Origin of the sequence: Streptomyces megasporus, assembly GCF_000718985.1 — a bacterium.
Classification (GTDB): domain Bacteria; phylum Actinomycetota; class Actinomycetes; order Streptomycetales; family Streptomycetaceae; genus Streptomyces; species Streptomyces megasporus.
The window spans coordinates 1-22,359 of record NZ_JODL01000046.1 but is presented as its reverse complement, the minus strand read 5'-3'; the positions used below and the strand labels follow the sequence as shown (position 1 = coordinate 22,359).

Sequence of the window (22,359 nt, the reverse complement as noted above, 5' to 3'; positions counted from 1 at the left end):
CGCGAGCCTCGCTCCGCTCGGCTCGGAGGTTCGGCGCTTCGCGCCGAACCGGGCGCCCTCGCTCCGCTCGGGCGGGCCGGGCTCCGCCCGGCCGGGGGCCGCTGCGCGGCCCCGAGGCCCCGTGCGGGCTTCGCCCTTCGGGGCCGGCCTCGCTCGCTGCGCTCGCTCCGGCCTGGAGGCGGCCCGCGCTGCGGGCCGAGAGGGGTTCCGCTGCGCTCCACCCCCGGAACCGGGCCCGACGATGGCGGGGGTGAGTTGCCGTCAGCGGGCCGGTGAGGGTTGGGGGTTGGGCCCGCTGCGCGGGCCGGGCCGGCTACGGCAGGAAGGGGGGCGGGGTGGTGGACACGGGTGACAGACGGTCACGGGGGCACTGAGTCGGGAGTGTTGGCGGGTTCTCCTCACGGGTGGATGCATCGCTGTGTAGAGTCTGGGAAAACACACCACCCTCGGGGAGCGAGGGATAGCCCGTGCAGGACGGCTGGGAGCAGGCGAAGATTCGCGCCCGCGCTGCGGTACGGCGCACGGCGACGGGCACGACGGCGGAGCAGATCGAGAAGGCCACGGACGAGGCGCGGATACACGAACGGGATCGCTCACGGGTGTGTGAAACCGAGGACGATATCCGCGCACTCGGCATTGCGGTAGCCGAGCACACCGAGTGGCGGCGCCTCGGATACGTGATGGAAGAGGAGGGCCTGGAGGTCTACGACCCCGAGCGCGATCCGACGGCGGTGCGGTGGGCGCGCGAGGAGGAAGCCGCTCGCCTGGAGCAGGCCGAGCGGCAGCGGCAGGCGCAGGCCCGGCGGACCGCGCGGCCAAGCTGGCGCTGACCGTTCTTCCCGTGGACGGGGAGACCTACCGGCGGCTGCGCACCTGTGCCGCCGCCCACGGCATCACTCCACGGCACCTGCTGAGCCTGCTGGCCGAGCGGGTCCGCACCACACCCGAGGGGCTTGTGGAAGTGGCCCCCTTTGCCGTCAAAAGCGCCGAGAAGTAGCCGAGCGGGAATTCTTCTCTGCGTAAGAAATCCGGAGGCGAATTCCCGTCCACGTGCGAAAGAACCCGGAAAACAAAAACAAGGAAGGGGAGAGGATTCATGGCGGGGATCAGGCTCCGGCCGCATCAGGTGGAGGCGGTGGACGCGATTGTCCGGGCGCTGGAATACCGTGCAGGGCGGAAGGTGCCGGAGGGCGGGTTGCGGGCCACCGTGGTGGCCGCCACCGGGGCCGGGAAGACATTGATCGCCGCCGAGGCCGCTCGGAGGCTGGAGCCGCGGGGCCGGGTGCTGGTGATGGTGCCCACCTTGGACCTGCTGACCCAGACGGTGGAGGCATGGCGGCAGGCCGGCCACACCGGCCCGGCGGTGGCGGTGTGCTCCCTGGCAGGAGACGAGGCCCTGGCCGCACTCGGGGTGCGGTGCACCACCAACCCGATCCGGCTCGCGCTGTGGGCCGGGTCCGGGCCGGTGACGGTGTTCGCCACCTACGCCTCGCTCGCGCCACGCCAAGACATCGGCCCGGACGGAGAACCGGTGGAGGTTCCCGGACCGCTGGAGGCCGCGTTCCGGGGCGCCTACGGGCAGCAGTTGGCGCCGTTCGGGCTCGCCATGGTCGACGAGGCCCACCGCACCAGCGGAGACGCGGCCAAACCCTGGGCCGCCATCCACGACCAGACCCGGATCCCGGCCGCACGGCGCCTGTACCTGACCGCCACACCCCGCATCTGGGAACCCACCGCCGGACGCCCGGGTGAGGAAGAAGGCGAGGCAGAGACCGCAGAGGGCGGAAGCGGGCCTCAGAGAGCCGCAGACGGCCGCTCGGAGGCCGTTGCGGCCGATGCCGGGCGGCCGGTGGCAAGCATGGACGACCACCGTCTCTACGGGCCGCACGTCTTCACCTTCTCCCTCACCGAGGCGGTGGACCGCGGCGTCCTGGCCCGGTTCGAGATCGACGTCCTCGAGATCCACCCGCCGGACCTGGGAACGGGTGGGAGCGAGGAAGAGGCCCGGGGCCGGCGGCTGGCTGCATTGCAGGCCGCGCTGGTCCAGCACGCGGCCACCACCGGAGTGCGGTCGCTGATCACCTTCCACCACCGCACCATCGAGGCCCTCGCCTTCGCCCGCGCCCTGCCACAGACCGCGGCCCGGCTACACCAGGAGGACCCGGCGACCTATCCGCGGCGGGTGTGGGCCGACTGGCTGTGCGGGGAGCACGAGCCGCCCCATCGGCGCCGGGTGTTGGACCGGTTCGCCGACGGGGTCGACGACCAGGGGTGGGAGACCGAACTGAGCGTGCTGGCGAATGTTCGCGTCCTGGGCGAAGGCGTCGACATCACCGGCCGACGCGGGGTCGACGGCGTGGTCTTCGCGGACGTGCGCGGCTCGGCGGTCGACATCGTCCAGGCCGTCGGGCGGGCCCTGCGGCAAAAACCCGGCCAGGGGAAGGTGGCCCGGCTGGTGGTGCCGGTGTTCTTGGCCCCGGGGGAGGCGCCGGACGACATGCTCGCCTCCGCCTCCTACAAGCCGCTGGTGGCCGTGTTGCAGGGGCTACGCAGCCACTCGGAACAACTCGTCGAGCAGCTGGCCGTCACCACCGCGCCCAGCCACACCCAACCTGTGTCGGTACTCGGCCTGGACCCCGCCCGCAACCGCGACGGCAGCAGCGGGGATGGGAGTGGGGACGAACGGGCGCCGCAGGAAGTGGTGCCGCTGCTGCGCTTCGCCACCCCCCGCGACCCTGCACTCATCGCGCAGTTCGTGCGCACCCGCGTCATCCGACCCGAATCCCAGGTCTGGCTCGCCGGACTCAACGCCCTGCGCACCTGGCACCACAGGCACCAGAACGAGAACCAGGACCAGGAGCACGGCGAGGGGAACGAGAGCCAGGAGCACGGCCACGGCAGCCAGGGCCAAGAGCACAGCGACGCGGTCGAGGGCCAAGAGCAGGAACAGGGCGGCGTGCGCAAGCACCAGGAGCGCGGCGACGACGGCCAGGCCAGGGAGAACGGCGGCGGCGCGGCCCACAAGCCGGTGGCGGTGCCCCTGGACGCCCGCGTCGGCCCCTTCCCCCTCGGACAATGGGTCAGCGAGCAACGCCGCGCCCACCGCACCGGAACCTTGGCGAAGTGGCGGATCGAGCTGCTGGAAGAAGCCGGCATGGTCTGGTCGGTGCCCGACGCGCAGTTCGAGGAGAACCTCGCCGCCGCGCGCGCCTACCACGCCGCCCACGGCACCCTGTGCGCGCCCCGAACCGCGGTCGCGCAGGGAAAGCCGGTCGGACAGTGGCTCACCAACTGCCGCCGCCCCGACGGACTCGGCAAAGACCCCCAGCGCGCGGCGGAGCGGGCCGCCCGACTCGCCGCCATCGACCCCGACTGGAACCCGGCGTGGCCCGTGGACTGGCAGCGGCAGTACGCCAAGCTGCGGGCCTGCCTCCACGGCGGCGCCACCCTCGACGAGCTCCACCCCGGGGTCACCGTGGGCGGGGAGGACATCGGGCTGTGGCTGGCCCGGCAACGCGCCCAGTGGCAGCAGCTGACCGACGGACAACGCCAACGCCTGACCAACCTCGGCATCACCCCCACCCCGACCGTGCCGGCGCCGGGCGGCCAGACCGAGCCTGGGAACGACGGGGCGGTGGTGGTGCCCGCAGGCGCCACCGCCTGGGACCGCGGCCTGGCCGCCCTCCGCCAATACCAGCAGCGGGAAGGACACGCACGGGTACCCCGCAAGTGGGTCGAGACCGTCCGTGACGAGGCCGGGCAGGAGCACCCGATCAAGCTCGGGGTATGGCTGTCCAACACCAAGAGCAGGCGCGCCAAGCTACCGGCCGAACGGGTGAAGGCACTGGAAGAACTGGGAGCGCTGTGACCTGGGACCCGGATCTCACGCCCCAGGCGCTTCCCCGGCGCGCCACACGCGCCGCAGACCCTGGCTTTGTTCACGAGTTGCGTAGGCGGTTGTACACGGGTTTGGGAGGCACTCGTTTCCACGGTCGAGTGATGTTCACGAGTTTTGACAGCACCGAGGTACTTGCCAGGACAGCATCGGGGTGTTTCCGGTGAAAGGGCCTGGTCATGCCGCAGATGTCGAAGGTCGAGCTGTACGCGGCGATCCGGCGGGACCACCGGGCCGGCATCACGATGCGGGAGCTGGAGCGCAAGTACAACGTCTCCTGGCGGACGGTGCGCAAGGCGTTGGACTCCGCCTGGCCGCAGCCGCGCAAGGCGCTGCCGCCGCGGCCGTCGGCGCTCGATCCGTACAAGGCGGTGATCGACGGGATCCTGCGGGCGGACCTGGATGCGCCGCGCAAGCAGCGCCACACGGTGACCCGGATCTTCCACCGGCTGGTCGAGGAACACGGCGCCGACGTGTCGTATCCGATGGTCAGGCGTTATGTCGCCGACCGGAAGCCGCAGATCGCGGTGGAGGCGGGCAAGGCGCCCATTGAGGCGTTCGTCCCGCAGACCCACCCGCCGGGCATGGAGGCGGAAGTCGACTTCGGCGACGTGGCCGTGCGGCTCGCCGGCGAGCTGGTGACCTGCTACCTGTTCTCCTTCCGCCTGTCGTATTCGGGCAAGGCCGTCCACCGGGTGTTCGCCTCTGCCGGCCAGGAAGCCTTCTTCGAAGGCCACGTGCACGCGCTGCGGGTGCTGGGTGGGGTCCCGCGGGGCCGGGTCCGCTACGGCAACCTCAAGGCTGCCGTCGCCCAGGTGCTGGGGCTGAGCCGGGCCAGGGTGGAAACCGACCGGTGGATCGCCTTCCGCTCGCACTTCGGCATCGAGAGCTTCTACTGCCGCCCCGGCATCGACGGCGCCCACGAGAAGGGCGGCGTCGAGGGGCAGATCGGCTACTTCCGACGCAACCACTTCACCCCGGTGCCGGAGGTGGACTCGCTGGCGGAGCTGAACGAGATGGTCGAGCAGTGGGACCTGCACGACGGCCGACGCCGGATCGGGCCCCGGCCGCGAACCATCGACGAGTACTTCGATGTCGAACAGCCGCTGCTGTTGCCGCTGCCGGAGGAGCCGTTCGAGACCGGGCGGGTGTTCACCCCCAGGGTCGACCGCTCCAGCCAGATCACTGTCCGCACCAACCGCTACTCGGTGCCCGTCCGGTTGATCGGCAAGAGGGTCCGCGTCGTGCTGCACGCCTCTCACCTGGTGGTTTACGACCAGAACCTGGAAGTCGCCCGGCACGAGCGGCTGATCGCCAAGGCCGGCTGCCGCCTGGAGCTGGACCACTATCTCGAAGCCCTGATCCGCAAGCCGGGCGCCTTCCCCGGCGCCACCGCTCTCGAACAGGCCCGCTCAGCGGGCAGGTTCACCCCCGTGCATGACGCCTGGTGGGCCTAGGCCCGCAAGGTCCACGGCGAGCGGGACGGCACCCGGGCACTGATCGAGGTGCTGCTGCTGGGCCGGCACATCCCGCACGAGCACCTGGTCGCCGGGTTGGCCACCGTCCTGCGGGCCGGGGCCCTGACCGCGGACGCGGTCGCGCTGGAGGCCCGCAAGGCCGCCCAGGCCGACGACGTGCCGCCCGCCTCCGGCCGGCCCGCGGGCAGTGGCTCCGGGACGTCGGGGACCGTGACGTTCCTGCACGAGTGGAAGCTGGCCCACCTTCCGCCGGACACCAGGCCGTTGCCCTCGGTGGCCCCCTATGACCAGTTGCTCCGACGCCGTCGCGCCAGCGGCGGCGCCCACCGAGAGGAAGAAGCCCAGTGACCCTGCCCCGCCAGCGTGGCTTGACCGAGCAGGCCGCCGACGCCGCCATCGACACCGCCTGCCGCATGCTGCGACTGCCGTCGATCCGCAACGAGTTTTCCGACATCGCCGACCGGGCGGTGAAGGACCAGATGACCTACCGCGGCTTCCTCGCCGAGCTGCTGATGACCGAATGCGACGACCGGGCCCGCCGCCGCTCCGAAAGGCGGATCAAGGCGGCCGGCTTCCCCAGGGAGAAGTCGCTGCGGACCTTCGACTTCGACGCCAACCCCAACATCGACCCGGCCACCATCCACACCCTCGCCTCCTGCGAGTGGATCAAGAAGGGGCAGCCACTCTGCCTGATCGGTGACTCCGGCACCGGCAAGTCCCACATGCTCATCGCCCTGGGCACCGAGGCCGCGATGAAGGGCTACCGCGTCCGCTACCCCTCGCCACGAAGCTGGTCAACGAGCTGGTCGAGGCCGCCGACGAGAAACAGCTGAACAAGACGATCGCCCGCTACGGCCGCGTCGATCTGCTCTGCATCGACGAGCTCGGCCACATGGAACTGGACCGGCACGGCGCCGAGCTGCTCTTCCAGGTCCTGACCGAGCGTGAGGAGAAGAACAGCGTCGCCATCGCCTCCAACGAGTCCTTCGGCGGCTGGACGAAGACGTTCACCGATCCTCGTCTCTGCGCGGCCATCGTCGACCGGCTCACCTTCAACGGCACGATCATCGAGACCGGCACCGACTCCTACCGCCTGGCCACCACTCGTGCACGAGCCGAACAGGTTCAAGCCGACTGACGAGACACGGCCGCCGAGGCCGTTCCCTGCTGCCGATTGAGCTTCTCCAAGACGCGGTCGCGGAGAAGCTCGTACTCCTCACGGAGCCTGCGCCACTCGGTCACGGGAGGGCGAGGAATCACAATGCCTCCGGTGACGATCTCCTCTGGCCCGAACTGCTCGCGAGTGAGGTCGATCTCGATGCCCATGCCCAGGCGGTTCCACCAGTGGTAGTCCACACGCTCTCCGTTGACGTGGACCTCCCCCCGGATCAACTCGCCTCCCATCAGGTCGTTGAGCACCATGGCGGTCACTCCGCACTGGTCCCGGGCCGGGTTGTCCTCGGTCCAGCGCGGTCGGAACTCAGGCGTGCACGTCTCGGCACTCCAACTACTGCGAACGGCTCGTTCGACGTCGGTGAGAAGCAACGGTGTCATGCCGGCGATCCTGCCAGCAGGCACCGACAACGGCCGGACGCTGGCAGACACGACAACCGGCTGCTGCCTTCAAAACTGACGAACATCTCCCGGCTCCGCGGTCCCCGACTGCCTCCCCAACTCATCGACAAACGCTGTCGGTGAACATGCACAAAGCCAGACGTCGGCTACACCGGTGCCGGCCAGGGCATTCACACCCCATTCCGTCCGCACCCGGACATCTCCTCGCCCCTAGCGCCGGACACCCGCGCCCACAACCGTCTCTTGCGCGGCGTCCGAGCCCTGGGCGAGCGTGCCGCGGCCGAGCTCAAGCAGCGCTGGCGAGCCCTGCAGCACGTGACGGTCAGTCCCAGTCGGATCGGCGCCATCGTCCAAGCCGCGCTCGTCCTCAATAACGCATGGGACGAAAGGCGCTGAGAAAACCTCACTCAGTCGAATTCTGGCCTATCCGTGTTTACTTTCCGTTGCGTCTCCGACCCCGGGGAGCGAACCACCGAATCATGATAAAGCGCCGCATAACGGTGGGGTGATTTTTTGCCGAAACAGCCAGACAGGGCGTGTCCTGCTTGTGACTGCTCCCTGATGCGCTGGTATCGCAAGTCGACAGTAATCTCCTCAGCCGAGCGTCCTCCGATAAGTCACCAGGCAGAAAGTGAGGCTGAAAAATACCTATGAGGCGTCCGGCTAGATGCTAGTCTCCGGAAAGTTGTTCGAGTGAAAGTTGAACTCGAACACATTGACCTTTCATCGCATCGACCACAGGGGAGCTTGTGTCCTTACGAAGAGCTTTCGCAGTCATCTCAGTCGCTGCGGCCATGCTGATGGCCACCGCGCCTGCAAGTAGTGCGGCGGAGGATCCGACCACGGGCGCGGACAATCCCGTTGACACTCAGCCCATCGTCGCCACGTACCACGGGGAAGAGATCGTCCTCACCGACGGGTGGCCGCAGAACGCGGTGAGCTGTACGGAGGTCGCCATTGGAGACGTCCGCTGCTACGACAGCGTTGAGGAGGAGCTCGAGGACCTGGCGGATGAGAGCCTTGGGCACGCTGCGGCAGCCAAGGACAAGGGGATGGAGATCCCCGGCGCGCTCGACACCAAGGACTTCAGCCCGAAGCCTCTCCGCGACGCCTCCGCGCCCTCGACGAAGTCAGCCAACAGCACGGACGGCTCCGCCGGGACCATGGCCATCTCGGACTGCTACTCCGGGTACGCCTGTCTGTTCGACTACACCACCTTCGGCGGGACGATGCTGAAGTGGAGCGCGGACGGGACAAAGACCCTGGACAACTGGAACTTCCGTGACCGAGCCGGCTCCGGGTGCAACAACCGCAACGGCACCGGTAACGGCACCCACATCAGTGACTGGCGCACCGGCTGGGACCCTGAGCTGTACATACCGATGGGCTACTGCGTCAACTTCAGCAATGAAAGCTACGTAACCGGCGGTAACTGGAACAACAAGGCCGATGCGATAACCTTCCACTGAGACATCTGGCCAAGGTGCCCCTCTCTGCCCTCGGGGCACAGAGGGGCACCGGCATATGGAGGTGAATATGCGCACCAAGTGGTTCATTGGCTGCCTTTTGGTTGCCGCGCTGACGACAGGCTGCAACCCCTTGTCGTCGGAGCCCGACAACGCCCAACCCATCACCCAGACCACCCTGCCCCCCGACCCCGACCAGAGTGCGTCGAAGCAGTCGGCACAAGCCTTCATCAAAGCCAGGGCTAACGAAGACGGAACCATCCACGAGCTGGGCCCTTCAATCGAGCGTATCTTCGGCGACTGGGAGAAAGGCGGCAACCGGGCATTTATCGCCACCAACCTCGATGGCTCCTTGGCTACACCAGAGAACGGTCGGCGGATCGCCAACACCTTCGCAGACTGGCAGAACTCCGAGAGCGGAGAAGGGCAGGTAAGCGTCTACGACAAAAGCGGCAAGCTTCTCTACATGGGGCCCTTCTGACTCGTCCTAACACCCGGTCCCACTTCGCGATCTGATTCGATGGTTCTGGAAGGCGGGTAGCCAGATAGCTCGTGGGAGTGGGGCGGAATATACGAGCGCGCGGTAGCACCGGTGCCCCTGGACGCCCGCGTCGGCGCCTTCCCCCTCGGGCAGTGAGGCTTTTCCAACCTCAGCTTGACGTCGCCAGGTGAAGGGCGAGCACGGCCTTGACCAGGTCGGTGATGCGGGTGGTGCTGCAGCGGAGCTTGCGCAGCAGACGCCAGGACTTCAGGGTGGTCATCGCCTGCTCGCCGACCGCGCGGATCCTGGCGTGGGAGACGTTGACGGCCTTCTGGCCCGCGGAGAGCTTGTCCCAGCGGCCGCGGTACGGGACCCGAACGGTGCCGTCGGCGCCTTGGTACCCCTTGTCCGCCCAGCAGCGCGCGCCGGCCTCGGCCAGCGCCTCGATGACGCCGTGGGTGCGGGCGGCTTTGATGCCGTGGACCGCGCCGGGCAGGGCGGGCGAGGCCCACAGCAGACGGCCGAACGGGTCGGCGATGACCTGTACGTTCATGCCGTGACGCTTGTGCTTCCCCGAGTAGTACGGGCGGTCGGCGGCGATCTCCCCCAGCCTGCGGCCGGGAGGTGCCCCCAGTCGATGGGCAGCAGGGTGCCGTCCAGGATTACGAACGCCTTGCGCGGCAGTGCGGGCGGCCGCGGCGAGGTTCGGGGCGACGGCGGCCAGGACCTGCACCGCCTCGGCGACGTAGCGGTAGACGGTGGCGATCCCGACGCCGAATCCGGCCGCGAGCTGGGCGTAGGTGTGGCCGCACCGCAGATGGGCCAGGACCAGCAGGGCCTGCCGGTCCGCGCTCAGCCGGCGCCACCGCGTGCCCCGCTCCCGGCGCCGGGCGGACAGCAGTCGGGAGAGGTGCCGCAGGGTCGAGCTGGACAGATCGATCCCCGATGGGTAGACAAGCACGTGAAGCTCCGGGTGGAGAAGGTTGCTCTTGGTCGACAACCCATCTACCAGGAGCTTCACCTCTTCCCGGACACCGCCTCCGCGCCAACCGACCAGCTCGTCAGCCAAGTTGGAAACGGCTCACGGGTGACGATGAGCATGGTTACCCACTCAACCAGGGCGTGAGGCGGGATAGGGAACCAGCGAGGCTCCTGTGCTGTCGAGTTGAGACGTCGAACACCTCTCTCAACGGCACGGGAGCCTCGTGCGTTGCGGGCAGCGGCCTCGTCACCCGTTCGGTGGCCACGCTGAGAAAACGTCATTCAACCAGAATCCCAGGTCTGGCTCATCGGATCAGACGCCGATATAGCGCGCTCCGCGCTATAGGAGAAACCTACTTCGGGTTCCGTCCAGATTTCAGTCACAGCGGCATCCGAAATCCTCAAGAGGGCGCCGCACCCGAAACGGGTACGGCGCCCTCACCGGCAGTCCGGGGTGACACTCGCCCAACGTTAGCGCTTTCCGACAAGGAAAGACCGTGCGGTCTGTGAATGCGGGGCCACTACGAGAAGCCAGGCTTTACCATAGGCACGGTGTCCTGGCGTCACCGACGACTTCATTCCTCGACTTCTGACCGTCGGCGGTCGCCACTCGACTTCCGTCAGCCCGCACTGGGTGGCTGCACATGGCTGTCGACCGGCGGGAGCTTCGGTGTATCAGCAGGCAAAGAGGACTCGGAGACCTCGTCAGGGCCAAGATGAACTTCTTGCACTTCGACATCTCTTGCGTGGGCACTGATCAACAGCCCCACACCCACCACGATGGCCATGCCAGTACAGACCACGACGGCACCCGCCCAGGTGCTTTCAGTCCTTCCACGGCGCAGCGCCATCACAAGCGACACTGATCCAAGCAGCACAGCGGCAATAAGGAATGGCGCAAATTGGCCAGCTTTCCAAAGGTTGGCCAGCGTGTCCGGCGTTACGATCAGCGCGACTAAGACAACACAGGTGAATGCCCCCGCCGCCATCAGACCGCATGCCCACTGCACTACTCGTCCCACGGCTTGAGTCTCCCCGATCAGCTTCAGTTGTGGTACGGCCGTACCATGTCAACCACCACCGTCTCGGTCACGTTGCCGTCTTCGTCGGTGGTGACGGTGCGGTCATCGTCAACTGTAGTGGCCGTGCTGGGGCCCCCGTCAGTAGAAGCAGTCGGAGCGTCGACCGCGAGGGGTTTTGTGAGGGGTTTGCCGTTGGCTCCCTTGATGGGCTTTCCATCCGGTCCAGCGAGCATGACCTCTCCCCGAACCGCGGTGTCTTCCGGGCTGATCCCATCGGGTGGGGGAGGGAGTTCCTCCGAAGTTCCTCCGGCCAGGGATGAAGTATCGGGAAGCAAGTGGCTTCCGGACCACAGGTAAGCGCCGCCTTGCCACTCGCCACTGTCTCGCATCCAGGCATAGTTAAACATGCCGTAATGCCCCGGCCCACAGATGGTCTCTGCCGGCGCACGTGCAAATATCCTCAGCGCATACACGGAATCGTTGTTGTAGTACATGTCCTCTGGAGGCTCGGTGCAAATCAGCCACGCCTCTCCCTCCTCGTACCACTTCATGACTCTCGCGTACTCAGCAAGATCGCCAGCCTGGCGCTCCCAGGGAAGTATGCAGTCAAACGGGTTGAGGTCAGGGTCGTACAAGGAGCGGGCTTCTCCCTTGAAGTACCCGCCACCGTAGGCCCCGTGAGATGTCTCCGAATAGCTCTGCAGACAACGAGAAGAATCAGCGTTTGCCCATACATATTCCTGGAAGTAGACAACATGTGCAGATGCCGGGTTTGACGAAGTTATCGCCATGCCGAAAGCCGCAGCCAACGGCGCCACAAACCGTGCAGCTATGCGCTTTACACGTCGCACGAAAACCTCTCCCTTTCATCCACCTTGGCTTTAGCGTCAGGCTACTGGGCATCCTGGAGCACCGTAAATATCGAAAATAGGACTTGACTTGAAAGCAACCGAAGGGGACTCATTCCTACCACCCCAGAAGGGTCTACATATAACCAATGACGTAAAGAATGGACAAGAAATTACCTTTTGGGAGAAAATTCCTTCCTTCAATAAGTCGGAACGGTTGATTTGCCTGCTCGTTGGCATGGAGGGGCCTTGACCCCGGATCCTGGAAACACGAGACACTGGATCCTGAGGATCTGAGAACGGACATCTCGTGGTCATGAAGAACTATCCGCCGCAGTTCAAGGCGGACGCGGTCGCGCTGTACCAGTCGCGGCCCGAGGCAACGATCAGGTCGGTCGCCGCCGACCTGGGGATCAACCCCGAGACGCTGCGGAACTGGGTCCGGGCGGCCGGCGCGAGCCGGCCCCGGGGACGCCGGACGCAGGAACCGACAGAGCCTCCGACCCCGCTGGAGGCGGAGAACGCCGCTCTGCGGAAGAAGGTCCGCGAGCTGGAGGAGGAACGCGAAATCCTGCGGAAGGCGGCGAAGTATTTCGCCGGCCAGACGCGCTGGTGAACCGCTTCCAGTTCGTCGCCGACCACCAGCGCCGCCACGGCGTGAAGCGGCTGTGCACCATTCTCGGGATCGCCCGCTCCAGCTTCTACTACTGGCGCCGCACCGCAGCCGACCGGGCGGCCCGCCAGGCGGCCGACGCCAGGCTCGCCACCCGGATACGGGCCGTGCATCACGAGTCGGACGGCACCTACGGCGTCCCGAGAATCGCCGCCGAGCTCCGTGAGGCAGGCGAGCGCGTGAACCACAAGCGGATCGCGCGCGTGATGCGGTGCATCAATCTCGCAGGCGTGCGACTGCGCCGCAGACACCGCACCACGATCCCGGACCCGGCCGCAGCGAAGGCCCCGGATCTGATCGGCCGTGACTTCACTGCCACTGAGCCGAACACGAAGCATGTCGGCGACATCACCTATCTTCCGCTCGACGGCGGGAAGTTCCTCTATATGGCCACCGTCATCGACCTCGCCTCACGCCGTCTGGCCGGCTGGGCGATCGCAGGTCATACGCGCACCGATCTCGTCACCGACGCGCTGGCCGCTGTCGAACGCACCCGGGGCAGCCTCGCCGGAGCTGTCATGCACACCGACCACGGCGCCCAGTACACCAGCCGGGCCTTCGCCGACGCCTGCCGCGAAGCTGGCGTCCGCCAGTCCATGAGCGCGGTCGGCTCCAGCGCGGACAACGCGCTCGCGGAGTCGTTCAACGCGACGTTCAAACGCGAGACACTTCAGGGCCGAAAGAGCTGGTCCAGCGAGCGCGAAGCCCGCCTCGACGCGTTCCGCTGGCTGAACCGCTACAACACCCGACGCCGTCACTCCCGCCTCGGACAGCGCAGCCCGATCGCCTACGAAGCAGCGTCCCGAACCACATCAACTACGCTGACACCAGCCGCATAGCCCGTGTCCAGGATTCGGGGTCAAGGCCCATGCCCTGCTCCCCCGCGCAGGTGGCCTCTGTGGCGAACCGTCCCGGCCGGTGCCTGGCGCCCTGTATGTGTCGTGGCTGTAATAAAAAACGTGATGCGTGCCGCGACTGTCGCCGCCCTCGCCTTTGCCCCGTTGGCCGCTCCGGTTGCTGTCTCCACCGAGACCGGCACGGGGCGGGCGGCGATCGACTGCCCGTCCGGCTACGTGTGCATCTACTCCGAGATCAACTTCGGCGGACAGTCCTGGGTACGGCGTGCCGCCGACGCGTAGCCGTGGCGGGCGGCGTCCAGCCCTACGCACTCCCGGCACAGACCCGGGTCGGACGCGTGAGCCTGACGTTCGTGCCCACAGCCGCACGAGGGAGCGTCGCTGATCCGAGGCAGCCCCTCCAGCTCCTCGTGCACGGCAGGCCCGGTCAGTGCTTCCAGGTACGCCGGCACGTTCTTCCGCTTCGATGTCCCTTCCGGCTCCCCTTCGTGCAGGGCGACGACTCTCTCGAATGCGGCCGTGAGCGCAGTCAGCGCCGACGCCACTTGGGAACTCCCTCCGCTGACCGTCAGCGCCGTGAACACGGCCCGCTGCCGCAGCCAGCGACCGCCATCGGTGGAGTCGAGCAGCGGGACGCCTATCCGGGTCAGGTCAATACTCGTGCGGTCAAGGCCGGCAAGGAACACGGCCAGCGTTCCCTGAGGTTCTGGGTGCGGTGATCGACCCGGCTGTTCTGGTCTGGTCACGGTTCGGCCAACGAGTCTTCACGACTCCCCATAACCCCGCATGATGCCCTGACACCAGCCGTACAGGGGGACCCCGTGACCGATCAAGCGCCGCAGCCGCCGATGCCCGACTTCCCGCCCCCGCCGGAATCCCAGCCCGAGCAGCCCCCGGCAGCGGCGTCGGCGGAGGCAAAGCGTCTCAGCAACAAGGTCGTCATCGGCGCCGCGGCCGCCGTCATCGCCACGATCATCGGCACCGGCATTGTCGTCGTGCAGGCCATCGACAACGACGACAGCGGGCCCACCGCCACGGCCAGCGCGTCGAGCTCCCCGACCGAAGACGTGGCGGCCACCGCCGCAAACGAGGAGCCGACCCCGGAACCGCCGGTCTACGCCGACCTCACCCCCGACAGCTTCACCATCACCCTGCGCACCACCGCACAGCAGTGTTTCGGCTCCGCCGGCTGCAACGTCACCGTCGAACCCGACCTGTCCTACGTCGGCCTCAGCGACGACATCGACCCGGACGCCACCTACGAGATCACCTACGAGATCAAGGGCGACGAGTCCGGACCGGTCATCGGTACGGCGAAACTGTCGGAGCGGACGACGCTGAACTACACGCCATCATCGATCAGCACCGCCTCGTCGGACACGAAGCTCTCCGTGAAGATCACCGATGTCCGAAAGACAGGCGTGTGAGGTACGTGGCACCACCGCGACGCAGCCGTCGGCCGCAACCGCGGGACCACCGCAGCCGGTACACGCGCCGCCCCGGCACCCCGCCCGTGGGCCGGCTGGTCTGCATTCCATTCGCCGTCGCTCTGGCCATCGCCATCAACCTGTAGCGCGTGCCTGACGGGCGTTCACGACCCTCACCGGGCAGCATGGATGCCGCGCCCCCAGCATTGGAAAGTGCCCGTAGAGCACCCTACGACCCAGGCCCCGCCTGGCGAGGGGAAATGCGGCGGGTGCGCACCGGGTGGAAGCGCGGCATCGTCCCCGGCGATGTCGCACACTCCCACACGATGTCGTCTACTCCTGGCCGGTGGACTCCACTCGGTGGAGTGGATGCCGGACATCGTCGGTGCGCGCCACGGCATCGGGTGCACTCAGTGGCCGACCTCCCGGCCGCGGTGCGGTCCGGGCTCCTGCGGACGGTGCGCCTGCTGATCGCCTTGGCGCACCGGGTGCACTTCATCGGCATCGTCCTGTTCGGCGTAGCGGTCCGCGCGAACGCGGGAGGCGTCGGCCGTCTTGGCGAACGCGTCCTGGAGGTGGCGCAGCCGCTCTGCCGTGAGATCGAGGGCTTCCACGTCCGTGCGGGATTCCCTCAAGGCCCGCAGCGCCGTCAGGTCGATCGCCTCCCGGCGTCCGGGCTCTGGTTCCTGGTCGTCGTGCTCGGGGTCAGCGGCCGGTGGTGCGAACAGCTGCTCGGGCATCGCCGCCTGCTGGTGCGCGACGACGTCGTACGCTCGGTCCCGCACGGCGGTGGCGGTGGTGGTGCGCAGTTCCTCCTGGACCACCGCGCCGGCGAGGACGGCCCGGTCGTGGTTCAGCGGGAGGCGGGGGATCTCCCACTCCCCCGCTTTCTGGTCCGGGTGCCGAGGTGCGGCCGGCGCATCGGGATCGGCCGGGGGGTGCCGGTCCGGGTCGGGCGCGGGGGTTGGTGGGCGGCGCCGGGCGGGGAGGTCGGACAGGGCCCACCGGGCGGTGTAGAGGCGGTAGCCGGGCTCCAGACCGCGTGAGGTCTTCGGCTCGCTGATGTCCAGGCAGTGCGTGGCGATGGCGGCCGCCACGATCTGGTCGTCCAGGCCGGGGTCGCGGCGGCGGCCGCGCAGGACGAGGGCGAGGTGGCGGCGGGCCTCGGCGAGCAGGTGCCGGCGGTGGAAGCGGCCGCCGTCGTTCATCACGAACACGGTCGCGGTGACGTCGACGGCCGCCAGGGCGATGTCGACCACGGAGGAGACCCGGGCCCGGATCGCCGCAGCCGCGGCGCGGGCGTGCTCCAGGAGGGAGTTGATGATGTCGACGGCCACCCCGGAGGTGAGGATCGCGCTGGTCTTCCACCAGGCGCGCAGCTGGGCGAGCGGCTGGGTCTTCTGCTTGGGCGGGCGGGTCTTGCGGGCGGCGATCTGGTTCAGCTTGGCGCGGGCCCTCTCGGAGACCACGGGCAGGAACTTCGGCTCGCCGTCGTCGTCGACGGCGGTGACGTACTCGTGCTCCAGGCCCTCAAGGCAGGCGGCGATCTGGTCGCTGCGCCGGGCGGTCCAGCGGGTCAGCTCGTGCGGCACCCCGGCGATCTCCATCACGGGTCGGCGCCTCGGGGTGACGGTGCGCGGCTCGGTCGCCAGCCCCAGCGCCTCGCAGACCTCAGCGGCGACGATCTCGTTGTAGAGCGCGGAGGCGGCGACGGTGTTCTCGTGCAGGGCCGTGGTGTGGATCGAGCCCCACTTTCCGTCCAGGCGCTGCCCTTTCACGGACAGAAGCAGATGGTCGTGGAGCAAGGGTCTGCCGGAGCGCGCCTCGTAGTGGCGGAAGCGGGCTGCGACGAGCCCGCCGGGTGGCCGGTCCCGGTGGATGCCGTCCTTGCCGTACCGGATCACCGCCACCTCGTCCTCGATCCAGGCCAGCACCCGCTCGATCGCGCGCTCGTGCGCGGCCTCGATCGCGTGCCTGGTCTCCTCGTCTCCCAGTGCCCACAACAGGTAGATCGTCGGCTGCGGCCGGAAGACGAAGTCGACGCCCGTGACCGTGACCCGGCGTCCGAGGGCGCCAGCTTTGAACGCCTTCTTCGGGGACTCGCCCCGGGCGAGTCGGTCGACCTCGATCCGGTCCGCGTACGGGTGGCGGCCCCGCTCGCCGAACAGGTTCCGCAGCTGCGCCTCGGTGACCTCCTCGCCCGGCGTCAGTCCGAGCACGGCAAGTCCTCGACCCATCCATCGCCCGGCTGGGACACCGGCTTGCTCCTGGGCTTCGCGCAGCGGCGTGCGCGCTGGGCGGCGGCCGTCGCCGACGACGGTCTGGCGCAGGTAGTAGCGGTACATCTGACCGGCTCGGATGATCCTGATATCCACTGTCACACAGACCACGCCACACGGCTCTGACCTGCAAGAAAAGGCTGATTGGCGGGACGTCCCGCCAGGCGGGAGCAGCGGCCCGACTTTCTTCTCAGGCGCCCGTCACACGGGAAGCGGCCCCGGCCCGGAAGTAAATGTCATCGCTCTCCGGCAGCCGTCACATCACGACCCGGACGACACCAACGAGCACCACCGCGCACCAAGGAACGCGCACCGCCAACGAGCACCGTCCACAGCAGCCCCCGGCACCCGCCGGGGGCTTCGTCGTGCTGCCCGAAGAAGACCACCGTGCCCACCTTCGAGGCCCTCCCTCGCTTCACTGCCGACCTTCAGCACCTCACCCCAGCCCAACGCCGGCGTTTCCGCCGCGTCGTCCTGGACGCCTTCGTGCCCGACCTGTCCCCCGGCCGCCAGTTCCGCCTCGGGTTACGGATCAAGCGTGTCCGCTGCGCGCCGGGCGTCTACGAGCTCACCTGGGTGCCGGACGGGCGCGCGACGTGGTCATACGGACGGGAGGTAGTCCGTGGCGCTACCCACATCGTGTGGCATCGGATCGGGACCCACAGCGTCCTGGACCGGCCCTTGGCCGAAGGCCATCTTGCGGGGCAAGGTCGCCGGTTGGTTGGCTGATCGGCCCGATGACCAAAAGGGGACACAGCGTGGCAGCGAGCGAGACCGTGACCGAGTCGGAGCGCCTGAAGTCGTTGATCATCAGCACCGCGCAGGAGCTGTGGGAGGACAAGGACGCGCTGGGTAAGTTCCTCAACGTCGTCCGGCGCAGCGAGGGGTTCGTCGCGCTTGCCGACTCGCTGGAGGAATCCCCGGTGCGCCCCGCGAAGCCGTCGTTCTACGGCGTGAAGAGCAGGGAGTTCCAGGACTGAGCGAGGATCGGGCATACCGATCACACGGTGGTCTCCACCCTTTCGTGTGAGGGCCGCCGTTGCTGTGAAGACGCCGAGGTGAAGCCCAGGAGTGCCCCGGCCGGGGCAGGACCACATACTCCCGCCCGCCAGGCGGGAAGCCGTACGCGGCCGACGCGCGAGTATCACCGCTCTCCGGTCCGGTTGCTCACACAGCCACGCACCACCCGACGGAACCTACTCCGTCCGGGTGAGCGAAGGTCCCGACTCGGGTAAAGCATGACCTTCGGCCTCGCGGCCGCTCTAGCGTGCAGGTATGGAACGCACCCCGATGCCCGAGCCTCTGCGCCGCGCGGTCCACCAGCTCGTTGTCGAAGCAGTCTCCAACTGCCAGGAAGTGCTCCGGTACACCGAGCCCGACATGGCGCATGACTGGAAGCGGATGACCCTGTATCGGGCCACGGATGCGGCGGACACCCTGGACATGGCGTCCCTGCTGATCGCCGCATACCTCCAGCACACGGGCATGGCCGAGGACACGCTCCGGTCGTACCTGCAAACCAGCCAACAGCAGAGCCGGGCGGCCGGACCCCGGGACACTGACCGAGCCACCTTGGCCGGCTTGTTGGGCGACCCCGCTCCCGAACCCGGCGGCCCGTCGCTGACACTGTCCTTCGCGAGAGGCCGACACCACGCCGAGGAGGCCCTGACGCCCGAGGACGACCCGCAGAAGCTGTTCACCCAAGCGTGCCTGCACGGGCTGTGCGCCAAGCTTTGTGGCGATGTCGACGCCCTGGACAGCTACCTCCCTCCCCAGGTAGCGGCGATGGCCCGCAAGGTGGCTGGCGCCCTCGAAACACCGCAGCCAGCCACAGCGTGACGTCACGGTCTCGGCGTCGTCGAACGCCGCGACCCCAGCAGCTCGGCCCCGGCGATGCCATGGCAAAACCCCGGGCCTGTGGCATGTCCAGCCGGGGTCGGGAAAGTCGGGTCTTTTGTGCAGGCGTAGTGCAGCGCGGCGAGGCTGGTCTTTGGCAGGTGGGGTTCGTGGGTCTGACGTAGCCCACGACCCGCGTAACCGGTTCTGAACAGGGACGCTCCCGGTCCTGGCAGCGGGCGCCGCGGCCGGGAACGGCATGTCGGCATACAACCCAGTGACCTTCGGGAGTGAAAAGCAGAGCAGGCACATCCTCACGGCCCCTCTGACCTAGTAATGTTCGGTCGCATGAGTATCCCTAGCCCGAGAGGGGAGCGAAAGAAGCTAATTACAGCCCTCACTCCCAAGTTGCGCAGGCGCCTGAAGATCCGCGCTTTCGAGCACGGAATGGACATTCAGGATGCCACTGAGCACGCCATCAAGGCCTGGTACGACGCCGACGGTCTCCCGGAGGTCGACACCACCGGGGCGAAGACCTGGGGCACCTTCCTCCCTGCCGGAGAGCCGGACAGGTTCAAGGCGGCGTGTGCGGAGCGCGGGGTCACCTACGTGCAAGGTCTCGCCCAGGCGCTGACGCTGTGGCTCGACAACCATCCCTCGCCGTCGGCTCCGCTGGTGTCGCAGCCTGTGGTGCGGGTGATAGTGGCCAACCAGAAGGGCGGTGTGGGCAAGACCTTCATCTCGTCCGGTATCGCCCAGGCCTTGGCGGAGGCCGGCCATCGCGTGCTGCTGGTCGATTACGACCCCCAGGGGCACCTCACCGCCGAACTCGGCTTCGAGGACCTCATGTACGAGGACGGCGTCGAGACGCTGATGATGCACATGGACGGCTCGGCGAAGGGTGACATCCACGACCTGCTGGTGGCGCTGGACGGCGAGCGATTCGGCGAGCGGCTGCACCTGCTGCCCGCGTCCGACGACGCGTTCCTGCGCGACGTTGTCTTGTCCAAGGTCAGCTTCAGCGAGGCCGCCTTGGAGCGTGCGCTGGAGCCGTTGGAGGCGGACTATGACGTCATCATCATCGACGGGCCGCCCAGCCTGGGGCTGAACATGGACGTCGCGCTGTACTACGTGCGGCGCCGTGAGGGTGAGCTCGCTGACCGGTCCGGTGTCATAACGCCGGTGTGGGCGAACAAGGCGTCGCACCGGGCTTTCCGGCTTCTGAAGTCCCAGATGGATGACCTGTGTCAGAAGGGTCGCATCCAGATCGACTACCTCGGGCTGATCGTCAATGCCTACGACAGCCGCCGGGGCAAGCTCGTCCAGGAGAACAAGGACCAGTGGGAGAAGAGCAGTTCCCCGGCGGTCCTGGCCGTGATCGGCGACTTGAAGGAAGGCCGAGAGGCGGCAGACGGCGAGATCCCGCTGCTGGAGTACGCCCCCGACAGTGAGCACGCGCAGGTGATGCGTGAATTGGCGAAGGAGCTTGCCGTATGACGCCCCCGGCCCGGAGGGTCCTTCGAGGCTTCAGCATCGACGAAGAGGGCAACAGCGAGACGCCCGCGCCGCGCCGTGTCCGCACACGCTCACAGATCATGAAGGGCGAGGGGAAGCGGCCTCCGGCGAAGGTGGAGCTCAAGCTGCTGGCCCATAACCCGTTCAACCCGCGAGACGAGCTCACCGAGATCAAGGAGACAGCGGAGTCGCTGCGCGCCAAGGGACAGATCCAGCCCGTGACAGTGGCTCGGCGCGAGGCCTTCCTCGCGGCTCATCCCGGGCAGGAAGAGAAGATCGGCGAGGCCGAGTACGTCGTCATCGACGGCAACCGACGTCTGGCCGCCGCGCATCTGGCCGGGCTGGCGGAGCTCCGGATCGATGTGAACGACGATCTGGTTGCGAGCGCAGCGGACCTTCTCGAGTCCGCTCTGGTCGCCAACATCCACCGCGTGGATGTGCCGCCCTTGGATCAGGCGAAGGCCATCCAAGAGCTGGTCCGGGTCCATGGGTCGCAGGGCCAAGTCGCCAAGCGGCTCGGCAAGACTCCGGCTTGGGTGTCCCAGCGCTTGGCGCTGCTCGAGCTCACCCCGGAGCTTCAGGAGAAGGTGGAGACGGGCGAGTTGAAGGTGGAGCCCGCTCGCCGGATCGGAAGGCTCCCCAAGGAACAGCAGGCCACCGCCGCAGAGGAAGCCATTAACGCCGTTAAGCCCCCGCGGCAGCGCTCGGGCCGCCAGGCTCCGAGGGCGGAGGCAGCCGACACCGTTAACGCCGTTAATACCTTGAGCAGCGGCGCCGAGGCCGAGACGGCTGGCCGCTCCATCGTTAACGGCGTTAATGCCCCGGCTTCGGAAGGAACCACGGCTGGCTCGGACAGCACGACCGTTAACGGCGTTAACGGTGGAACTGCTTCGGGGCGGGAACGGCGGGATTTGGTGATCTCGGCCGGTTCTCCCGCTGAAGTTGTGGAGGCTCTGGTGGCGCAGCTCCCGCCGGCTGACTTGGTCACCGTCACCGAGCTGCTGGTGGACCGGGTCGGCGGCGCCTCCCAGAAGACCGCAGCATCCGAAGCCTGAGCCGGGAACATAGCGACCGCGCTGCAGCGGCTCCGGGGTAGCGCGTCCCCCGCCGCTGAGCACACCGGTTGCCCTCTGGTCCAAAACACCAAAGGCCCCTCGCACGGACGCCGGAGCGTCCGTGCGAGGGACCTTGTGGCTCTACAGGGGAAGTGCGGTGAGGGTGGCGGCCGCGGCGAGGTGGGCGAGGCCGGTGAGGATGCAGTCGACCGCCCACCGGATCCGGGTGTATTTGCGGGCGGCGAGGGCGGACAGGACGCGGATCTGGTGCGGGCGCCGGTCGTCGGCGAGTTGGTGGCGGATCTGGTCGGGGGTGAGGTGGGCCCAGTGGGGCCAGGAGGCGCGGTCGGTGCCGCCGGTGTGGGGGCGGACCGCGCAGAGCAGGAGCACGGTGGCGGTGGCCAGCGCGGCCAGGGCCAGGGCGCCGGCGATGCGGGCGGCGGTGGGTGGGCGGAGGTCGGGGGCGGTGGAGAGGGTGCCGGCCAGCAGGGCGCCGGTGAGGGCCAGCAGCAGGGAGGCCTTGGTGTCGCAGCGGGCGGAAGCGCGCGGGTTCGCGAATTCCTGGACGTGTAAGGGCGGGAACTCGGGCGTGGATCTGGTGCTGGCCAGTCACTCTCGTACGAGTTCGGACGTCACCACCGATGAATTCGAATGACGTCGCGCGTGGTGCTGGCCTAGCGTTCGCCCATGACCTCCCCGGACGGCGGCATAGACGACAAGCCTGGCGTAACCATCCGCTGCCTGGACAACGGGGCCGTCGGGGTGCGGCTCAGCGGACGGGAGCCGTTCGACGAAGGCTGCGTGCAATACGTGGTCGAGGCCTGGGCTCCCGGCCTGACCGCGCGCGTCGACGAGGTTGTGGCCTGGATCTGTGAACCGCTCCGGGATCGGTGGAGGCTCTATGCGTTGACTCCAGCCGCCGGTTGGGGCTGGTGTTGAGCGTAGTGGTTGGTCTCATGCTCGTGGGGTGG

Annotated in this window: 19 protein-coding genes and 4 pseudogenes; 17 read left to right on the top strand and 6 right to left on the bottom strand. The window is 68.0% G+C overall.

All coding sequences use genetic code 11. The annotated features are described in order from the left end of the window. The first annotated feature begins 467 nt into the window (after positions 1-467). The 5 genes and pseudogenes from IF47_RS0125895 to istB all read left to right on the top strand — a co-directional run bounded on the left by IF47_RS0125895 (position 468) and on the right by istB (position 6,511). Positions 468-830: a hypothetical protein gene (locus IF47_RS0125895; protein ID WP_031511427.1), complete on the top strand. Its 363-nt coding sequence runs from the start codon at positions 468-470 to the stop codon at positions 828-830. Positions 831-841: 11 nt separating this feature from the next. Then, positions 842-997 carry a hypothetical protein gene (locus IF47_RS30925; RefSeq protein ID WP_157840058.1) on the top strand — a complete coding sequence of 52 codons (156 nt, stop codon included), beginning with the start codon at positions 842-844 and terminating at the stop codon, positions 995-997. 99 nt (positions 998-1,096) lie between these two features. After that, on the top strand, positions 1,097-3,868 hold the full coding sequence (locus tag IF47_RS0125885) for a DEAD/DEAH box helicase (protein WP_031511426.1): 2,772 nt from the start codon (positions 1,097-1,099) through the stop codon (positions 3,866-3,868). 215 nt (positions 3,869-4,083) lie between these two features. Next, positions 4,084-5,721 (top strand): annotated as a pseudogene (istA, locus tag IF47_RS28310) (IS21 family transposase). Then, a pseudogene (gene istB / locus IF47_RS28305) lies at positions 5,718-6,511 on the top strand (IS21-like element helper ATPase IstB). Before istA ends, istB begins: the two co-directional pseudogenes overlap by 4 nt. On the opposite strand, the gene IF47_RS0125870 reads toward istB, so the two are convergent. Further along, positions 6,499-6,927 (bottom strand): YunG family protein, encoded by a 429-nt coding sequence (locus IF47_RS0125870; RefSeq protein WP_031511425.1) that lies wholly within the window; start codon positions 6,925-6,927, stop codon positions 6,499-6,501. The pseudogene istB and the gene IF47_RS0125870 overlap by 13 nt on opposite strands. A gap of 171 nt (positions 6,928-7,098) precedes the next feature. Between IF47_RS0125870 and IF47_RS32205 the strand changes: the two are divergent. The 3 genes and pseudogenes from IF47_RS32205 to IF47_RS0125855 all read left to right on the top strand — a co-directional run. Beyond that, a pseudogene (locus IF47_RS32205) lies at positions 7,099-7,344 on the top strand (transposase family protein); the annotation flags it as partial. 398 nt (positions 7,345-7,742) lie between these two features. Then, positions 7,743-8,417: a peptidase inhibitor family I36 protein gene (locus tag IF47_RS0125860; RefSeq protein WP_031511424.1), complete on the top strand. Its 675-nt coding sequence runs from the start codon at positions 7,743-7,745 to the stop codon at positions 8,415-8,417. Between the two features lie 67 nt (positions 8,418-8,484). Further along, positions 8,485-8,895: a hypothetical protein gene (locus IF47_RS0125855; RefSeq protein ID WP_031511423.1), complete on the top strand. Its 411-nt coding sequence runs from the start codon at positions 8,485-8,487 to the stop codon at positions 8,893-8,895. A gap of 169 nt (positions 8,896-9,064) precedes the next feature. On the opposite strand, the pseudogene IF47_RS28300 reads toward IF47_RS0125855, so the two are convergent. From IF47_RS28300 to IF47_RS31145, 3 genes and pseudogenes are all read right to left on the bottom strand, one after another. Beyond that, positions 9,065-9,856, bottom strand: a pseudogene (locus IF47_RS28300) (transposase family protein). 640 nt (positions 9,857-10,496) lie between these two features. Next, positions 10,497-10,898, bottom strand: a complete 402-nt coding sequence (locus tag IF47_RS30920) for a hypothetical protein (RefSeq protein ID WP_157840057.1) — start codon at positions 10,896-10,898, stop codon at positions 10,497-10,499. Between the two features lie 23 nt (positions 10,899-10,921). Then, on the bottom strand, positions 10,922-11,749 hold the full coding sequence (locus IF47_RS31145) for a hypothetical protein (RefSeq protein WP_169745242.1): 828 nt from the start codon (positions 11,747-11,749) through the stop codon (positions 10,922-10,924). Positions 11,750-12,056: 307 nt separating this feature from the next. On the opposite strand from IF47_RS31145, the gene IF47_RS0125840 reads away from it, so the two are divergent. From IF47_RS0125840 to IF47_RS0125830, 3 genes are all read left to right on the top strand, one after another. Continuing rightward, positions 12,057-13,258 (top strand): IS3 family transposase gene (locus IF47_RS0125840; RefSeq protein WP_106982656.1). Its coding sequence is split into 2 segments (ribosomal slippage): positions 12,057-12,348 and positions 12,348-13,258, totalling 1,203 coding nucleotides; the frame shifts between segments, so codons are not numbered across the junction. A 123-nt stretch (positions 13,259-13,381) separates the two neighbouring features. Then, the gene (locus IF47_RS29880; RefSeq protein ID WP_078592132.1) at positions 13,382-13,558 is read left to right on the top strand and encodes a peptidase inhibitor family I36 protein; all 177 of its coding nucleotides are present in this window, start codon (positions 13,382-13,384) and stop codon (positions 13,556-13,558) included. Positions 13,559-14,097: 539 nt separating this feature from the next. Then, positions 14,098-14,703: a hypothetical protein gene (locus tag IF47_RS0125830; protein ID WP_245641248.1), complete on the top strand. Its 606-nt coding sequence runs from the start codon at positions 14,098-14,100 to the stop codon at positions 14,701-14,703. A gap of 410 nt (positions 14,704-15,113) precedes the next feature. Here IF47_RS0125830 and mobF read toward each other — a convergent pair whose 3' ends face one another. After that, positions 15,114-17,084: a MobF family relaxase gene (gene mobF, locus IF47_RS29005; RefSeq protein ID WP_157840056.1), complete on the bottom strand. Its 1,971-nt coding sequence runs from the start codon at positions 17,082-17,084 to the stop codon at positions 15,114-15,116. A 285-nt stretch (positions 17,085-17,369) separates the two neighbouring features. Here mobF and IF47_RS0125820 point away from each other — a divergent pair, with 285 nt between their 5' ends. The 5 genes from IF47_RS0125820 to IF47_RS0125800 all read left to right on the top strand — a co-directional run bounded on the left by IF47_RS0125820 (position 17,370) and on the right by IF47_RS0125800 (position 21,388). Next, positions 17,370-17,711 carry a hypothetical protein gene (locus tag IF47_RS0125820; protein ID WP_051718240.1) on the top strand — a complete coding sequence of 114 codons (342 nt, stop codon included), beginning with the start codon at positions 17,370-17,372 and terminating at the stop codon, positions 17,709-17,711. Positions 17,712-17,740: 29 nt separating this feature from the next. Continuing rightward, the gene (locus IF47_RS0125815) at positions 17,741-17,962 is read left to right on the top strand and encodes a hypothetical protein (RefSeq protein WP_031511416.1); all 222 of its coding nucleotides are present in this window, start codon (positions 17,741-17,743) and stop codon (positions 17,960-17,962) included. A 295-nt stretch (positions 17,963-18,257) separates the two neighbouring features. Next, on the top strand, positions 18,258-18,821 hold the full coding sequence (locus tag IF47_RS0125810) for a hypothetical protein (protein ID WP_245641247.1): 564 nt from the start codon (positions 18,258-18,260) through the stop codon (positions 18,819-18,821). A gap of 405 nt (positions 18,822-19,226) precedes the next feature. Beyond that, positions 19,227-20,315 (top strand): ParA family protein, encoded by a 1,089-nt coding sequence (locus IF47_RS0125805; protein WP_425423648.1) that lies wholly within the window; start codon positions 19,227-19,229, stop codon positions 20,313-20,315. Continuing rightward, complete coding sequence (locus IF47_RS0125800; RefSeq protein WP_031511413.1) at positions 20,312-21,388, top strand: ParB/RepB/Spo0J family partition protein; 1,077 nt, start codon at positions 20,312-20,314, stop codon at positions 21,386-21,388. The genes IF47_RS0125805 and IF47_RS0125800 overlap by 4 nt, the downstream gene beginning before the upstream one ends. Positions 21,389-21,529: 141 nt before the next feature. Here the strand turns inward: IF47_RS0125800 and IF47_RS31290 are convergent, their stop codons facing one another. Beyond that, positions 21,530-21,997, bottom strand: a complete 468-nt coding sequence (locus tag IF47_RS31290) for a Pycsar system effector family protein (protein WP_483855130.1) — start codon at positions 21,995-21,997, stop codon at positions 21,530-21,532. Between the two features lie 78 nt (positions 21,998-22,075). Between IF47_RS31290 and IF47_RS0125785 the strand changes: the two genes are divergently transcribed. Then, positions 22,076-22,327 carry a DUF6228 family protein gene (locus IF47_RS0125785; protein WP_051718238.1) on the top strand — a complete coding sequence of 84 codons (252 nt, stop codon included), beginning with the start codon at positions 22,076-22,078 and terminating at the stop codon, positions 22,325-22,327. Positions 22,328-22,359: the final 32 nt, after the last annotated feature.

Excerpts from the sequence above, each read along its gene's own strand:
- IF47_RS0125855 (WP_031511423.1), top strand. The coding sequence starts at position 8,485 with ATGCGCACCAAGTGGTTCATTGGCTGCCTTTTGGTTGCCGCGCTGACG.
- IF47_RS0125860 (WP_031511424.1), top strand. The coding sequence starts at position 7,743 with ATGCTGATGGCCACCGCGCCTGCAAGTAGTGCGGCGGAGGATCCGACC.
- IF47_RS0125870 (WP_031511425.1), bottom strand. The coding sequence starts at position 6,927 with ATGACACCGTTGCTTCTCACCGACGTCGAACGAGCCGTTCGCAGTAGT.
- IF47_RS0125810 (WP_245641247.1), top strand. The coding sequence starts at position 18,258 with ATGGAACGCACCCCGATGCCCGAGCCTCTGCGCCGCGCGGTCCACCAG.
- IF47_RS0125800 (WP_031511413.1), top strand. The coding sequence starts at position 20,312 with ATGACGCCCCCGGCCCGGAGGGTCCTTCGAGGCTTCAGCATCGACGAA.
- IF47_RS0125885 (WP_031511426.1), top strand. The coding sequence starts at position 1,097 with ATGGCGGGGATCAGGCTCCGGCCGCATCAGGTGGAGGCGGTGGACGCG.
- IF47_RS29880 (WP_078592132.1), top strand. The coding sequence starts at position 13,382 with ATGCGTGCCGCGACTGTCGCCGCCCTCGCCTTTGCCCCGTTGGCCGCT.
- IF47_RS0125785 (WP_051718238.1), top strand. The coding sequence starts at position 22,076 with ATGACCTCCCCGGACGGCGGCATAGACGACAAGCCTGGCGTAACCATC.